The organism is Adonisia turfae CCMR0081 (genome assembly GCF_011009555.1).
Lineage (GTDB): Bacteria > Cyanobacteriota > Cyanobacteriia > Phormidesmidales > Phormidesmidaceae > Leptothoe > Leptothoe turfae.
Map to the genome: position 1 here is coordinate 5,041,603 of NZ_QXHD01000004.1, position 15,364 is coordinate 5,056,966.

Below are 15,364 nucleotides of genomic sequence, written 5' to 3' on the forward strand. Positions count from 1 at the left end.
CCGATATATTCAATTAACTGACCGGTTGGGAAAATTTGCCATGTTCCCTCAGCCACAAAATAAAATGTTAATGTGCGATCAAAGTTATTGGTAAATAGACGTCCCGAGGTAGCTTTGACTGTAAATTCACCTCGAGTAGGTTCCTCCTGATCAACCTCAAGGAACCACCAAACGGTTATACTATCGCTGTTCGAAGAATACAAATTGGTAGCGAGATTGACATTCCCCGGCACCTCATAGCCTTCACGATAGAAATTACAGACTAAGTAGATGTTTTCTCCAGGATCTAGTCCTTTTGTTATCTGTGTTCCAACCTTTTTATATGTATTGTCATCCCAGCTTTCTCGCCTAAAGAGGATTGCACCTAAAGGACGATAAGAGTCAACAGTTGCTACATTGGCCCACTCTTCACTGCCTTGGGAATCAAGTTCCAATATTTCTGATTCTGCTTGATCTATCGGGCGTGGACGCTCAATAAACCATCGTCCATTGACATCAGGGATAAAGGTTATCCTGGCGCTGAGGTCCGTGGGATTAGTAAATAATGTACCTTGGTTGTCACTAGCTACAACTGTTAACTGGCCATGGTGGAGAAAAGAAGATAGTAAAACTGGTGTTGAAGTCGATGTTGTTGATCCATTCACCTCATCAACTAAATCGGTCAACCCAAACATTTGGCTAACAGCCACCCAGTTTTCTACTGAGAGTGATGTTTCAACCATATTCTCTAAAATAGAAATCAACAAAAGCTGGCACCATGGTGCTTAAAACCAAGGCTAAACAGGAGAGTTTAACGATCACCTCACCGAGATCGCCAGCTTAGATCGCGCTCAGACAGAAGTCTCAGACCAAAATTTCTCTGATCCTTGTCAGGGACCGCCTATAGAATTCTATAGAGCGCTAATTCTCTGTAAAGCTGTAATAGCTCGCTAGAACAACTTTATCTTCAACAAATGTAAGCCAGGGAATAACGCCTAAACAAAGCATTGTGAAAAATGATCATATGTCCTCCTGGGTCATACCCTCTGTCTCCAACCAGACCAGAAGAAGGAATACAGTAGCCCTATGGCAAGCATACTACAGTTAGAGCAGAAGTTTACACGCGGGACTCTTCATGTCAGTGCCCGCTACACACCGCTATCAAATAGATTCGTACTACTTGATTTAGAAAAAGCGAAACGACTTTTCGCAAAATCACTAACTTAAGTTATTAGATTAATCATATGCGAGAACAGAAATTACCGACGGACCTTTCTGAACATGTTATCTTTTTTCAGTAAATGAGACATTACTTAATCAAATATCTGGTTTAAGCACATATCAGATAGTATGCAAGCCAATTTCGGCGCAACGTTACACCGAAATTGGTTGACCTTTCCCTATATTTAACTCAATAGAGAAATTTTTATGGGTTGTTTTGAATCAAGCTAGCTAATGCTTCTATGAGTGTTTTGTTTTCTTCCTCAGTCCCGATGGAGATGCGTAGTTTATCCTCCAAGCCAGGTTGCTTAAAATAACGGACAAGAATTCCTTGCTCTTTTAGAGCTAGATACAGCGACTCTGCAGGGTGGCTGTTGGGTGTGGCCAGGATAAAATTGCCATGGGATTCAGGGACTGAAAATCCTAAACGCTTTAAATCGATGGATAGCTTAGACCGGGAGGCTTTAATTTGACTGGCACGGGCATTTTTATAATTTTGATCACGGATGGCGGCTGCGCCTAAGGTGATTGCGATCGCATCCACGTTATAGCTATCCTTCACCTTCAACAGCCCTGCTAATAACGTCGGATTGGCAATGCCAAAACCCACCCGCAACCCAGCCAGAGCATAGCCTTTGGACAGTGTTCGTAAGACAATAACATTCTCAAATTCCTGCACCAATGGTAGGGCCGAGAATTCAGCAAAATCCACGTAGGCTTCATCAATCACAACCACACCTGACACATTTTGAGCCAGAGTCCGTAAATCATCCAAGGACACCATGTGACCGGAGGGGCTATTGGGAGAGGCAACAAATGTGAGTGCACCGTTTGCTGCAATTAGCGCCTCGATAGGTAACTGAAAATTCTGAGGATAGGGAATCTCAACGATATCGGCGGTTTGTATTGCAGACAGTGTCTTGTAAAGCACATAGGTGGGTATGGGATAGACAACTTTACGATTATCCCCTTCAGCACAGGCCCGTACCAAAAGATTCAAAATGTCGTCACTGCCATTACCCACAATCACCCAATCCGCAGGTATCTGAAATACCTCGCTAATTGCCTGACGAAACTCTCTGGCAGATGGCTCAGGATAGCGTCTGAGCTGATCAAGATTGATATTTTTTAACGCTACTGCCACCTGAGGTGAAGGAGGATAAGGATTCTCATTGGTGTTGAGTTTGATTACCCTGGTACCTGGTGCCGGCTGTTCACCAGGTACATACCCCGTCATCGCATCAATGGCAGAACGAAAATAACCCATGGCAGCTCTAGCAACATGATCATAAACCTATTCATTGTAGGTTATCGTTGTGATGCTCTGATATTTGTCGCGTTAAATCTTCGGTGACCCCTCCTGCAACTGGGTTACGCCTTTGGGACCCGACTATCCTTTTCTAGGTTAACGAACGCTCAGCTCAATCAGACAAGCATTAAGAACATTTTGGCTCACCTGATCCAGCGTGCTAAGACGATGGGCATCTCTGAGTTCTAGTTCATAGGGGGCTAGGCCAGTCGCCTCTGGATGCCCCGCTATGGTAGGCTGTAGCTGGGTCAAAATGCTGTAGGGATAAACCTCTGTGGTACTAGGAGGAGACACCCACAAATCCAGACTCTCTCCATGAACAGTTCCTGTAAAACAGCTATATTCTGATAGTGGCTGATAGAATCCACCGACTACTTGATTCTCTTCTAGCTGTAACACCATATATTCAACAGTTGCAGATTCAGAGCTGTCAGCAAGGCTATCGGATGACGTTGGCTGTAGGTCACTACTAAAGAGATAAGTTCCGTTGCGTACGTCAGGCGATCTCAGATCTAAGGCGATCTCTTCAGGTACAGCATCTACCAAGTTAGTAGACGGTTGAGCGACGGCAACGGGGGCAAATGAAGATACCAGACTAGTAAGGGCTATGGCATGGAGGATACGTTCAATAGTAATAGGGAGCATGATTCTGAAAAGACATAGAGATGGTAAAAGAGATTTTTGTTGTTGCCGATCCTCAGCAACAACAAATTTATTAGGCGGCAATTGCTTTCCCAGCACGTCGGCTACCTTCTACCCGGCGAATGTCTCGCCAAATTTGGGTAGCTGCCTTTGCGCCATCAGAGGCGGCCACAATCACCTGATTCATACCGACTTTAAGGTCACCAATGGCAAAGATACGTGGGTGAGATGTGCGCAACATATCATCCGTAATCAGGTTGCCGCCTTTATAGTCCAGATCAATACCGTTTAAGTAATCGCTGTGGTAGCGAGAGCCCATGGAAACTAGCCCAGCTTGCAGCTGAACCTTGGAGCCATTTTCTAGCTCCACACCAGTCATCTGATGGTTTTCACCGAGGAATTGCTTAATGGGCGTTTCAACTAATTCAAAGCCTTGGTCAGCTAGAGACTTTTTACGTTCTGGACTGACCTCAAACTGTCCATTGGTCAATAGAACAATATCGCGAGTAAACCAGCTTAACGGTTCGGCAACCCCCAGGCTGGCTTCGCTGGCACCAAAAATACCCACACGCTGATCAACAACTTCATAGCCATCACAAATCAGACACACATGCAGATTGTAGCCAGCATAATCAAAGACATTTTGCATATTTTCAAGCTGGGGCAGATGATCAATTACACCGCTGGCAGCAACTAAATAGCGGGTCTTAAAGCTGTGATAGACACTGTTGCTACGTCCAATTTTGACACGCACAATAAAATAGTCGCCTGCGTCGGTCACGTCTTCTACAAAAGCATTCAGCCAGTCGCCATTCAGAGAAAGATAATGCTCTTTCCCTTGCTTAAGCAGTTCCCGTCCTGGCGTATCCGGAGGCAGACCCAGGTAGTTGTGTAATTCCTGCATCCACAATGAGCGAGCTTTGCCCTTATCAATAATCAGGGTATTGAGAAGATAGCGTTGCAGATAGATCCCTGCAGAGAGACCACCGGCTCCGCCTCCTACAACAACTGCATCGTAAATATGATCATTTTGTTCTTGGAGATTTCGTTTATTAAGTTTCATAGTCAAGGATCTCCTTTACGCAACTGCATAGGTAGACAGGTCTGTACTTATAAACCAAAAGCAGCTGACAAGAATAGCCGCCTAAGGTCGCTCACAACTTCAATTATATAGACAGGTCTGTATATTGGCTTGAATTCTCAGGAACTTCTAAGGCATTGGCGGCTTACAGCGCCCTGAAAGCTTGGTGTAAGGAGCTTTAGCGTATTTACCTAATGGCCCCAAGGCAGGCGAAAAAACCATGTTGACAGTGTCAATATGGTTGGCTATCTTTAAGTTGACAGCGTAAATATTGAATGATGTTTGTAGGGAGGTTTAGTAATGGCAGAAAGTTACTCAGCTGAGCAGGTGCAGCAAATTTTGGTGGCGGCCATGGGACAGCGGCAGGAAGATGGATTTTCGCGATCGCAACTCATAGAAATGGCTACTGACCTAGGCATCTCCCCAGAGGTTCTCCAGCAGGCAGAGCAAACTTTGCAACAGGTACCCGTGCCCAAGCAGTCCGTCTCTATGCAAGCGTCAAAGCGCCAGAAATTCCAACAGAGTCTGAAAACCTATGCGGTTGTCAATGCCTTTTTACTTGCCCTAAACGTCACCCTCAGCGGCACAATTACCTGGGCTATCTATCCCCTCTTAGGTTGGGGTCTAGGTCTGCTGTTGCCAGAAGACTTCTTGCCCTGCACCAAGACTCAATCATGGGGAAAGGTCTAAACCAAGCTTGGTAGTGAATTATGATTAAACAATCAGAGAATACCTTAACCACTGCTCAACAAGAAACGGCTGCTGACGTTTTAGGCGCAGCCTTTGCCCAAGACATCTTTATGGCCTATCTATTTCCCGATGCTGCAACACGGGAGAGAAATCTGGCACAGCTTTTTCTGCCCATTATCCGTTCTGCTATGCTTTACGGTAGCGTTCAATTTGCCCCAGAACATGGCGTACTTGCCTGGCTGCCAGGGCATGTCCTTCCCTTGAATCTATTTCAGCTACTCCGGAGCGGATTGATTTGGACGCCGTTGAACATGGGTTTTGATGCATTTAATCGTTTACAAGCCCATGATGGCTTTTGTGAACATGTGCTTTTGTCCAAAGCACCAAAGGCGTTTGCCTACCTATGGCTCGTGGGTGTGCATCCGCAGGCCAAGGGGCAGGGGCTGGGCAAACGGATGCTCCAATCAGCACTGAGGGACATGTATAGTAGCGGTTACTCAACCTGTCTACTGAGAACGGATAACGAGAAAAATGTCCCCCTTTACCAGCACCTTGGCTTTGAAGTTATTCACACTGATATAGCCCCCAAAAGTGGCCTCCAATATTGGTTGCTATCGCAGATTACGTCGCCGGCTGATTAGGCTAAGATCCGGCTAGTTAATCCCATGCCACCTAGCAATTGATGATCCGTTTTTTGGTCGGTACTACTCTAATGCTTGTCAGCCTTAGTAGTTGTCTTAAGCCCCATGGTGAAAATTCTTCAATATCCACTGCAGATGGCTCTGATGCTGAGATCACGAATATGTCAGTGGAGCAAACGAACGAGATTCTAGACTATTTCTATGAGGTTGCTCTGAGTTCAGAATTTGGTGAATCCACAGGCCGAGTTATCAAATGGGAGACGGATATAAAAATATTTATTTCTGGGCAATATTCTACATATTTAGATGTAGAGTTAACCAAAATTATCGACGAGCTTAACCAGCTAAGTGAGTCAATTCAGCTGACACGAACAGCCTCTAAAGAAGAGTCTAATTATTTAATTCATTTTGGCAGTGCAGCAGAGTATTCAGATATAGAGCCGAACGCTAAACCCTATGTGGATGATAACTGGGGACTGCTTTGGGTTTATTGGGATGGTAATGGTGAAATATACCAGGGCTCAATGTATGTTGATGTACTGAGGGCTACCGATGAAAATGCTCAGAAACATATATTACGAGAAGAGCTTACTCAGTCTTTAGGATTGTTAAATGACTCATATAAATATCCAGAGAGTATTTTTTACCAAAAGTGGACGGAAACCACAGAATATTCAGCGATTGATCAGCAGATAATCAAGATTTTATACAGCGATAAAGTAAACGCCAACATGACCAAACAGGACCTCAATGCAGTCTTTAAATCTCTATAAAAATGTTCTTGGAGATTAGAGCTGTAGGTCCGTTATAAAGTCAGGAATATCCCATACGTGGAAGTAAACTAAGGCAGAAACAATGATTGTATAGAGGGTGGCACTGCCCAAGCCAATTAAGGTATCTCGGATAATGTTCCGTTTATCGTCAGGCAGAAATATATCGATTGCTCCCAACTGCATCATAATCATCCCCAGCACATTGGAGAGCCAGTAGCCAATTATTGTGCCTGGGAGAAACCAATGGGAATTTAGCCAACTCACCCCATAACCAAAAGCCAGAGCGATGGGCAGGTTAAAAAATAGATCATTCCACCATGAGAGGGGAGACAACATATACCCAATGCTTACCAGTGCGCCACCGCGCAGGTTTTTAAATAGAGTCAAGGGGACAGCCGTTAGATTTAAATGATTAAGTTCAAATTCTAGTGTAACTTGTGACCGTGTACTAGGTTAGCTAGAAGTGTGTTTGAGCTATCGATAGCATGCATGTAAGTGATTTATATTATTTTTAGGTCTTGTAATGCAACGTCATTAAACTAGAAGCTCCCCGATCACTCCATGGTAGAAGAGGGAAGCAGTTATCAATTCTAGGATGTCATTATGAACATAGGGATTTACATCTATGACCAGGCAGAGGTTCTAGATTTTTCTGGTCCTTTTGAAGTATTCTGCACGGCCTCTAGAATTTGTCCTGGCAGCACACCTTTCACGACATTTTTAGTGAGCCAAACGGGGGAAATTGTTACTGCTCGGGGTGGCTATAAAGTGCTTCCTGAGTATGGATTTCATAATCATCCTCCAATTGATGTGCCAATTATTGTTGGAGGTGTGCATACCGAAGAAATGCTCAAGCCTCCGGTCATTAGCTGGATTGCTCAGCAATCCAAAACCGCTAAACTAACAGCATCTGTTTGTACTGGAGCTTTCCTACTCGCTACAGCTCAGGTGATTACTACAGAGTCTGTGACAACCCACTGGGAAGATATCGCCGATCTGCGCCAACAGTATCCTAATCTTGATGTGCAAGAAGATATCCGCTGGATTGATACTGGCAAGGTTGTGACGTCAGCTGGTATCTCGGCAGGTATTGATATGAGCTTATATTTAGTGAGTAAATTTTGTGGGCAAGCCTTGGCTCAAAAAACAGCCAAACAAATGGATTTTGACTGGACAAAGCCTGAATGATACTAAGCGGTCAGAACGCTTTTGGAAGGCTTTTGAGACGGATGGATAGCTAGGGTACAATCAAATCCAATAGGCACACACCATGCATACATATCAAACCAGGAACTGTCAACAGAGACCCTAGGGTCAGAAATGCACTCCCTGATTAAAATTAACTTTACTGAGACGCTACAAGAATGCAGTCGCTGGGAGCGTTCAGGTCAGTTTTTTGAAAAAAGAGAATGCAGGCATAACTAAGCTGATAGGGACTCCCTGCCTGGTCTTAGACACAAAAGTTTAGGCTGGCAGATACCCATAAAGCAGTTCATTGAGATTATTTAATGGACTGGCCTCAAGACAAGAAGCTAGTTGCCATTGAGTCTCTATACGTTCCAATGTGGCAATAAACAGTGTCGTAATACCTTGCCACTGAGGGTTAGACAATGCGGAACGGAGTAAAACCTGCTGATTAGCATTATCCAAGATGCGCCAAAATGCATTCTCAGTTTGGCTAAAGTCCTGTTGTTGCTCTTCCCCACAGTCAATATTGACAACAAACAATAACTTTTTAATTTCAGCAGGCACAACCTGTAGACGAATTAAAAGCTGTTCGTCATCGCCCTCACCTGCTCCCGTAATATTGTCATTGAGTAATTGAATAGCGCCAGATGGGTGATGCGGATGTCCTGCATAGATGACGCCTTCTTTTCCAGCGGCCAGTTTACCGTCAGCAGTGAGGGCTAAGACTGCCATATCTAAATCTAGTTCTGCTTCAGCTTGAGCATCCCAACCGAGACCACAGCGGAGCTGAGAGACATACTTGGGTAGACGTTGAGGTGCAGAATCGGAGATCATAATGCGAGTAATGCAGACGCTAACTAAACAGTATTAAACATCAAGGGCAGTTTAGGATAGCCATGGCAAACCATGGGAACCAATTTCATTTTTCAAAAATATATGCATAATGCATACATGTAAAATAAATATAGGCTGATGAATGTGCTCTATGGATAATGAAAGAACCCTAAACCTTCTAGGTGCGTTGGCTCTCAGCCTTGGTGATGCCTTAAATGCAGTGGTTAAAGTCAACGCTGGATATGGCGGTGAAGCCCCTGCTGCCTTGGTAACATTGGGTGCTAACCCTGGTCTTTCGATCAATACCCTCAGTCAAATTCTCAGTCTTTCCCATCCAGGTACCGTGCGCTTGATCGATCGTTTGGCTTCCCAAGCGTTAGTGGAACGTCGACCTGGGACAGATGGTCGCACCCTTGCCCTATTTCTTACGGAGGCAGGGCAAGGTCGACGGCGAGCAATTTTAACCGAGCGTCGACAACAGTTGAACCTGGCTGTAGAGCCTCTGAGTCTGGATGAACGCCAACAGCTAACAAAGTTGCTGGAAAAGATGCTGACAGCGATGACTACTAGCGAGCTACGAAGTTTTGCAATTTGTCGTCTTTGTGAAGAAGACGTGTGTCCAGCTGACAGTTGCCCTGTGGAACAAAAATATTGCCAGTTGCTGGACAACCCATGAACAATATTATTATTGCCCTCAGCTATTCCTTTTGCTGGGGAGTCGGGGTAACCCTGACAAAAATTGCCCTTTCAGAAATTTCAGCAACCACACTGCTGATTATTCAATTACTGTCCAGTGTTCTTTTTCTTTTTACGGTCTGTTATCTGACAGAGCATCAGGTTCCCTTGTCCTGGCAACAACTTAAGCAAGGTGTGGCCGGTATCTTTGAACCGGCTTTGGCCTATATGGTTGGTATTTTTGGTGTCAAGATGACAACTGCCAGCAATGCCACATTAATTGGTTCAACTGAGGTGATTCTAACCATTTTGTTAGCAGCCGTTTTCTTAGGTGAAAAACTGACATTAGGGAAAATACTCTTGGCTAGCATTAGTTTTGGCGGCGTGTCTTTACTGATATTGAAAGATGTTCAAAGTATTGACCATGCGTCTCTCAGGGGCGATTTACTCGTACTCCTGGGCACACTTTTTGCAGTATTTTATGCTCTTTTAAGTAAGCGACAGATCCAAACAGCAAATCCTTTACAGCTCACCACATCGCAGCAGACCATCGGTTTGATGACAACGGTGCTATGTTTTGGGGCGTTATCTCTGCTTAATCCCAGCTATGGGATCAGTGCAGCCAATATTTCACCACAGTTTTGGTTGCTAGCAATTGGTTCAGGAATTATGCAATATGCCTTAGCATTTTTGCTATACCTCACTGCATTGCGGCATGTGCCTGCTAGCCATGCGGCATTTTATCTTGCTTTAATTCCTGTTTTTGGTGTAGCCAGTGCCATTGTGATGATTGGCGAGCAACCGAGCTTAGCCCAAGGAATTGGTGGGTTGCTAGTTGTCGCATCGTCCTATTGGGCTAACAAGCTGCAAGTGACCTAAGCGAGATAGTATTGTAAGTGTGGGGTTCCTAAGGCTATGTCCATGCTACAGACAATTATTGGTGAAAAGCGAACCTATGCTGCAAAGGGCTGTACCCATGATCATCCCTTTGCTCAGTTAATTGTGCCGCTTACCGGTAGCCTGTTTATCAAAACCCAGGTACATCAATTTGAGCTGGATGAGTCGTCTGTCTTTTTTGTACCTTCTGGATGTTCACACTATTTCTATGCCCAAGATACAAACGAGTTTCTAGTGCTCGATATTCCTGCTCATCTTGTGGCAGATCTGGCCAGACATGAAATATCCCAGGGTATTCGAGCCGATTTTGAAGAGCGATGGCATGCTCTGCGTTTACTCTTGTTAGCTGAACTTGATAAACAGGGTGATTTAGGGGAGAACTCGTCTCCAGCTGGTCCGTTATTGCATCTGGTGCACTATATCAGTAGCTTGCTGGCTCAATCGTTCGGCTCTCGTTCCCTGAATTATATTCACCAACACTACCATTGTCATCTGGATGTGGCTTACTTAGCCCAGATTGAGGGGTATAGCTTTTCCTATTACAGCGAATGGTTTAAGGCAAAAACGGGAAAATCTCCTAAGGTGTATATTCAAGACCTACGGCTTAAAAAAGCAAAGAATCTACTCCTGCATACTGATTTACCAATCTATCAAATTGCGCAACAGGTCGGTTTTGAGCAGGCGTCATCCCTCACACGTTTGTTTCAACAGCTAGAAGGAATCTCACCAAAGCGTTATCGCACCGGATCCGAAATCCAGCTAACTTATTCCTGAAATCTGGATAAGTTAGCCATTGGCTACGCTTCTATGATGGGCAGCGTAACCATTAGGGTGCTGCTGCGGTGCAATCGAGTGTGAGTCGAAAAAAAACTACCACTATTGGGTTTACAGCTATTTTAATGTGGGCCACTCTGGCCTTATTGACCAAACTTAGTGGGCCGATCCCGCCGTTTCAACTGACGGCAATGTCATTTACGGTTGCCTTTTTCATTGGGGTTGCCACCTGGATACGAGATGGAGGCAATCCGCTGGATCATCTAAAACTGCCCAAAGCAGTGTGGGCTCTGGGTATTGCCGGGCTATTTGGCTATCACTTTTTCTACTTTATGGCATTGCAAAATGCGCCTGCTGTTGAAGCGAGTTTGATTGCCTATTTGTGGCCATTGTTGATTGTGTTTGTTTCAGCACTATTACCGGGGGAGCGGCTGAAATGGTTTCATGTGGGAGGTGCGATCGCAGGTTTCATCGGTGCTGGTTTGTTAATCACCAAAGGGCAATCCTTAAGCTTTGACCCTCGCTATACTACAGGCTATTTGGCCGCACTTGTCTGCGCGTTGACCTGGTCAAGCTATTCGTTATTGTCACGGCGGTTTGGCAATATTCCCACCAATGCCGTGGGCGGCTTTTGTGGGGCGACGGCAATTTTGGCCTGGCTCTGTCATTTTATGTTTGAGCCAACCATCTTACCCACAGGCTGGCAGTGGATTGCGATTCTATGTTTGGGATTGGGTCCCGTCGGTCTGGCCTTTTTCACCTGGGACTACGGTGTTAAACATGGTGATATTAAGGTGTTAGGCGCGCTTTCTTACACAGCTCCTTTGTTATCGACCATTCTATTGATCGTCTGCGGGTTGGCTGAAGCAACCTGGTCGATCTGGCTAGCCTGTCTACTAATTGTAGGTGGCGCATTTTTGGCCATTATGGATTTCTTTAAACCAGCAAACGATTTTCAATCGCATTGAATCGACCCTACCCTACTCCCTAACCCCTGCTGTCTATTCCTTGACACCACCAGGATATATTCATTCCAACCAAGAACTGCATGATGTCATGCGATGTCATTACCTGTATTCACCCTTTTTTTAGTCAGAAAGCATCGTCCGCCACATTTGCATCAGTACAGCTGTTTGCTCAGGCGTTTCAGCCTTTGGGTTAATGTAGTTCAACATTGTTTCAGCATTAGAAATCACCGGAATTGTTTCAATCGGGGCCCGTTCAATGAATATTTTTTCAATCACACTGTCTCTCACTAGCATGGAATAACGCCAAGAGCGGTAACCCATTCCTTGACTGGAAAGATTTACCATCATCCTCATCTCGCGAGTAAAGTCGCCATTTACGTCGGGGATAAAGCTGACCTGATCGGCTCCCTCTTGTTCAGCCCAGGTTGCCAGTGAAAACGGATCATTGACTGAAATGCAAAAGATCTCATCCACACCGTTTCTTCGAAATACCTTGGAGTATTCGTTGTAGCCTAATAGCTGAATAGAAGCATAGGGATAGATAAAGGCTCCTGACACCGCAAACGCCACTACGATTTTATTATTAAAGAGATCTGCCGTCGAAGTCTTGTACCATCCCCCGTCAGCAAACATCCAAAAGGCAACTTGGGGAACACGCTGGCCCCTATGATTAAATACCACTTTACTAACTCCTTACTTGCAGGCAACAGTGGAGTCAGTTATCCCCTCCTGACCTACGAGATTGTTGAGTAGAGACACTACCCTGAGACCAACAGCAAATACATCCATCTGCGTTCAAGATTTCTAAAGGTTTATATAGCCTCACCCGAGCATCGGGTGAGGCTACGCTCAGCCCCCCTTGAAGGCCTATTTACTGAGACTAATTGAGAAGATCAAAGCGATCGAGGTTCATTACTTTATTCCAGGCTGCCACAAAGTCTTGCACAAATTGTTGTTGTGAATCTTCACAGCCGTAAACTTCAGCAAGTGCACGCAGCTGAGAGTTTGAACCAAAGATCAAGTCGATACGGGTACCGGTCCACTTAAGTTCGCCCGTTTTGCGATCGCGCCCTTCAAATACATCTTCCGCTTCAGAGGTTGCCTTCCACGTTGTATCAAGATCGAGCAGATTTACGAAGAAATCATTGGTCAATGTCCCTGGCCGGTTAGTAAACACACCGTGTTGGGTCTGGCCAACGTTTGCATTCAAAACACGCATGCCACCAATAAGAACCGTCATCTCAGGCGCACTCAGCGTCAGTAACTGAGCCCGATCCACCAGCAGTTTCTCTACAGGTATGGTGTACTTGCCTTTAACGTAGTTGCGGAACCCGTCCGCCATGGGTTCAAGGACAGCAAATGATTCCACATCAGTTTGCGCCTCTGATGCATCGGTGCGTCCAGGGGTGAAGGGAACCTTAACATCGTACCAACCAGCATTTTTCGCCGCTTGCTCAACAGCTGCACATCCACCCAGAACAATCACGTCAGCCAGCGAAACTCTTTTCCCACCAACCTGAGACGTGTTGAAGGTACGTTGGATGGCCTCCAGCGTCTGTAGCACAGTGGCTAATTGTCCCGGCTGATTCACGTCCCAATCCTTTTGCGGTGCAAGACGAATGCGGGCTCCATTCGCTCCGCCACGCATATCAGACCCCCGGAATGTGGAGGCCGATGCCCAGGCCGTTGAAATCAATTCAGAGGTGGAGAGACTAGAACCAAGAATCTGTTCCTTAAGGACTGCAATATCCTGCCCATCAATCAGTTCATGGGTGACTACCGGAACCGGATCTTGCCAGATCAGCTCTTCTGCAGGAACCTCAGGGCCGAGGTAACGTACGCGGGGACCCATATCGCGGTGTGTCAGCTTAAACCATGCACGGGCAAACGCATCAGCAAACTGGTCTGGGTGCTCAAGGAAACGTCGTGAAATCGCCCCATAAATGGGGTCCATTCTCATGGCCATGTCCGCTGTGGTCATGATGGGAGCATGACGCTTCGATGGATCGTGGGCATCGGGTACCGCATCGTCAGCAACACCTCCTTTGGGAACCCACTGGTGGGCACCGGCAGGACTTTTTGTTAGCTCCCACTCATAACCAAATAGGTTTTCAAAGTAGTTGTTATCCCATTTCACTGGGTTGGTGGTCCATGCCCCTTCAATGCCGCTGGTGATCGCATGAACACCGACACCACTACCAAAGCTGTTCTTCCAGCCCAACCCTTGCTCTTCAATGCGAGCCGCCTCGGGTTCAGGCCCCACCAATGCGGCATCGCCAGCACCGTGGCATTTACCAAAGGTGTGCCCACCGGCAACGAGGGCAACAGTCTCTTCGTCATTCATCGCCATCCGATCAAAGGTCTCGCGAATGTCTTGGCCTGAAGCGATTGGGTCAGGACGGCCATTGGGACCTTCTGGATTCACATAGATAAGACCCATTTGAACCGCACCCAGCGGATTTTCAAGTTCGCGGTCACCGGTGTAGCGCTTGTCGCCAAGCCATTCAGACTCAGAGCCCCAATAAATGTCTTCCTCAGGCTCCCAAATATCTTCACGTCCACCGGCAAAGCCAAAGGTTTTGAACCCCATTGACTCCAGGGCACAGTTACCAGCGAGGATCATCAGATCGGCCCAGGAGATTTTCCTGCCATATTTCTGCTTAATGGGCCAAAGCAACCGGCGAGCCTTATCAAGGTTGCCATTATCAGGCCAGCTGTTAACGGGAGCAAACCGTTGGTTGCCGGTGCCACCGCCACCACGTCCGTCGCTGATGCGGTAGGTACCAGCACTGTGCCAGGACATCCGGATAAAGAATGGTCCATAGTGACCGTAGTCTGCTGGCCACCAATCCTGAGATGTTCTCATCAGATCGAAAATATCTCTCTTAACGGCATTTAAATCAAGACTTTTAAACGCTTCAGCGTAGTTAAAGACCTCACCCATGGGATTCGACTGGGGAGAATGCTGGTGGAGAATCTTCAGGTTCAACTGATTTGGCCACCAATCTTGGTTAGAGGTTCCAGTGCCAGCGGTAAACTTCTGGGTCGCACCAGTAAATGGGCATCCTCCTTTACTGCTACTTGGCTGACTGGTCATGCTACTGCTTAAGTCGGTCATAGTGTCTCCTAAAGAGTGTGTAGTGAAAACTTCTTTACGCCGCGTCAATATGCTCCAATAGGCACGAAAAAAATTAATCAAGTTGTTTGTCGCTGGCATGGCTAACAACATATTTAATCCAATAATAATCCCTGAATATGAAAAATAGCTGAATTTTAAAAACTTTAATTTTATAGTTTTTTTCCTATAAAAATAGGTGTTTAACAGGAGTTTTTACATGGAATAAATAAGTATAAATCCTTGAGATGAAATCAACCAATTAAATAGCTAGACCTCTATAAATTCTTTTGCCAGAAAGGCATTTCAGAATTAAAGCCCATCAAAAATAAGGTTTTCAGAGATATATTTCTCCCTAAAAATATAATCACAGGTTATTTAACCAATCCACTTAGATTTTTAGGATTAAAAATCTATTAATCTTAATTTTTTTTTTAAGAGCATGTAAAAATAAACTAATTTACAGACACTCTTTTTGTATTTATCTGAAATATAGCGTTCCTATTTGATTGGTGAGAATGTTCCATACATATGCATTTTGGGAAAGTCAAAGAGTTCCAGGGCACAAAACTGCTCA

16 protein-coding genes are annotated in these 15,364 nt (G+C 45.5%); 8 read left to right on the forward strand and 8 right to left on the reverse strand.

Translation table 11 applies throughout. The features are described from left to right. The 4 genes from DXZ20_RS37810 to DXZ20_RS25625 all read right to left on the reverse strand — a co-directional run. On the reverse strand, positions 1-722 hold a 722-nt coding region (locus DXZ20_RS37810), incomplete at its 3' end, for a hypothetical protein (RefSeq protein ID WP_250565925.1). Between the two features lie 683 nt (positions 723-1,405). Continuing rightward, the gene (gene hisC / locus DXZ20_RS25615) at positions 1,406-2,467 is read right to left on the reverse strand and encodes a histidinol-phosphate transaminase (protein WP_163701900.1); all 1,062 of its coding nucleotides are present in this window, start codon (positions 2,465-2,467) and stop codon (positions 1,406-1,408) included. A 138-nt stretch (positions 2,468-2,605) separates the two neighbouring features. Continuing rightward, positions 2,606-3,154 carry a hypothetical protein gene (locus tag DXZ20_RS25620; RefSeq protein WP_163701902.1) on the reverse strand — a complete coding sequence of 183 codons (549 nt, stop codon included), beginning with the start codon at positions 3,152-3,154 and terminating at the stop codon, positions 2,606-2,608. Positions 3,155-3,224: 70 nt separating this feature from the next. Further along, positions 3,225-4,214: an NAD(P)/FAD-dependent oxidoreductase gene (locus DXZ20_RS25625; protein ID WP_163701904.1), complete on the reverse strand. Its 990-nt coding sequence runs from the start codon at positions 4,212-4,214 to the stop codon at positions 3,225-3,227. A gap of 318 nt (positions 4,215-4,532) precedes the next feature. Here DXZ20_RS25625 and DXZ20_RS25630 point away from each other — a divergent pair, with 318 nt between their 5' ends. From DXZ20_RS25630 to DXZ20_RS25640, 3 genes are read left to right on the forward strand one after another with little or no spacing between them, the layout of a single operon-like run. Then, complete coding sequence (locus DXZ20_RS25630) at positions 4,533-4,922, forward strand: 2TM domain-containing protein (RefSeq protein WP_163701906.1); 390 nt, start codon at positions 4,533-4,535, stop codon at positions 4,920-4,922. A gap of 20 nt (positions 4,923-4,942) precedes the next feature. Then, positions 4,943-5,563: a GNAT family N-acetyltransferase gene (locus DXZ20_RS25635; protein ID WP_163701908.1), complete on the forward strand. Its 621-nt coding sequence runs from the start codon at positions 4,943-4,945 to the stop codon at positions 5,561-5,563. 41 nt (positions 5,564-5,604) lie between these two features. Beyond that, on the forward strand, positions 5,605-6,336 hold the full coding sequence (locus tag DXZ20_RS25640; protein WP_250565926.1) for a DUF2927 domain-containing protein: 732 nt from the start codon (positions 5,605-5,607) through the stop codon (positions 6,334-6,336). Between the two features lie 15 nt (positions 6,337-6,351). Here the strand turns inward: DXZ20_RS25640 and DXZ20_RS25645 are convergent, their stop codons facing one another. After that, positions 6,352-6,723 carry a DUF7980 family protein gene (locus DXZ20_RS25645; protein WP_163664355.1) on the reverse strand — a complete coding sequence of 124 codons (372 nt, stop codon included), beginning with the start codon at positions 6,721-6,723 and terminating at the stop codon, positions 6,352-6,354. 216 nt (positions 6,724-6,939) lie between these two features. Between DXZ20_RS25645 and DXZ20_RS25650 the strand changes: the two genes are divergently transcribed. Beyond that, positions 6,940-7,524 carry a DJ-1/PfpI family protein gene (locus tag DXZ20_RS25650; protein ID WP_163664353.1) on the forward strand — a complete coding sequence of 195 codons (585 nt, stop codon included), beginning with the start codon at positions 6,940-6,942 and terminating at the stop codon, positions 7,522-7,524. Positions 7,525-7,800: 276 nt separating this feature from the next. On the opposite strand, the gene DXZ20_RS25655 is transcribed toward DXZ20_RS25650, so the two are convergent. Further along, positions 7,801-8,358 (reverse strand): TerD family protein, encoded by a 558-nt coding sequence (locus tag DXZ20_RS25655; protein WP_163701912.1) that lies wholly within the window; start codon positions 8,356-8,358, stop codon positions 7,801-7,803. Positions 8,359-8,509: 151 nt separating this feature from the next. On the opposite strand from DXZ20_RS25655, the gene DXZ20_RS25660 reads away from it, so the two are divergent. The 4 genes from DXZ20_RS25660 (at position 8,510) to yddG (ending at position 11,672) form a co-directional block, all read left to right on the forward strand. Continuing rightward, positions 8,510-9,034, forward strand: a complete 525-nt coding sequence (locus DXZ20_RS25660; RefSeq protein ID WP_163701914.1) for a MarR family winged helix-turn-helix transcriptional regulator — start codon at positions 8,510-8,512, stop codon at positions 9,032-9,034. Then, entirely contained in the window at positions 9,031-9,912 is an 882-nt protein-coding gene (locus DXZ20_RS25665; protein WP_163701916.1) for a DMT family transporter, read from the forward strand. The genes DXZ20_RS25660 and DXZ20_RS25665 overlap by 4 nt, the downstream gene beginning before the upstream one ends. A gap of 42 nt (positions 9,913-9,954) precedes the next feature. After that, positions 9,955-10,704: an AraC family transcriptional regulator gene (locus DXZ20_RS25670; RefSeq protein WP_163701917.1), complete on the forward strand. Its 750-nt coding sequence runs from the start codon at positions 9,955-9,957 to the stop codon at positions 10,702-10,704. A gap of 80 nt (positions 10,705-10,784) precedes the next feature. Then, positions 10,785-11,672, forward strand: a complete 888-nt coding sequence (gene yddG, locus DXZ20_RS25675; protein WP_163701919.1) for an aromatic amino acid exporter YddG — start codon at positions 10,785-10,787, stop codon at positions 11,670-11,672. 120 nt (positions 11,673-11,792) lie between these two features. On the opposite strand, the gene DXZ20_RS25680 is transcribed toward yddG, so the two are convergent. Both DXZ20_RS25680 and katG read right to left on the reverse strand, forming a co-directional pair. Beyond that, the gene (locus DXZ20_RS25680) at positions 11,793-12,353 is read right to left on the reverse strand and encodes a redoxin family protein (protein ID WP_163701921.1); all 561 of its coding nucleotides are present in this window, start codon (positions 12,351-12,353) and stop codon (positions 11,793-11,795) included. A gap of 199 nt (positions 12,354-12,552) precedes the next feature. Further along, positions 12,553-14,790: a catalase/peroxidase HPI gene (katG, locus tag DXZ20_RS25685; RefSeq protein WP_250565927.1), complete on the reverse strand. Its 2,238-nt coding sequence runs from the start codon at positions 14,788-14,790 to the stop codon at positions 12,553-12,555. Positions 14,791-15,364: the final 574 nt, after the last annotated feature.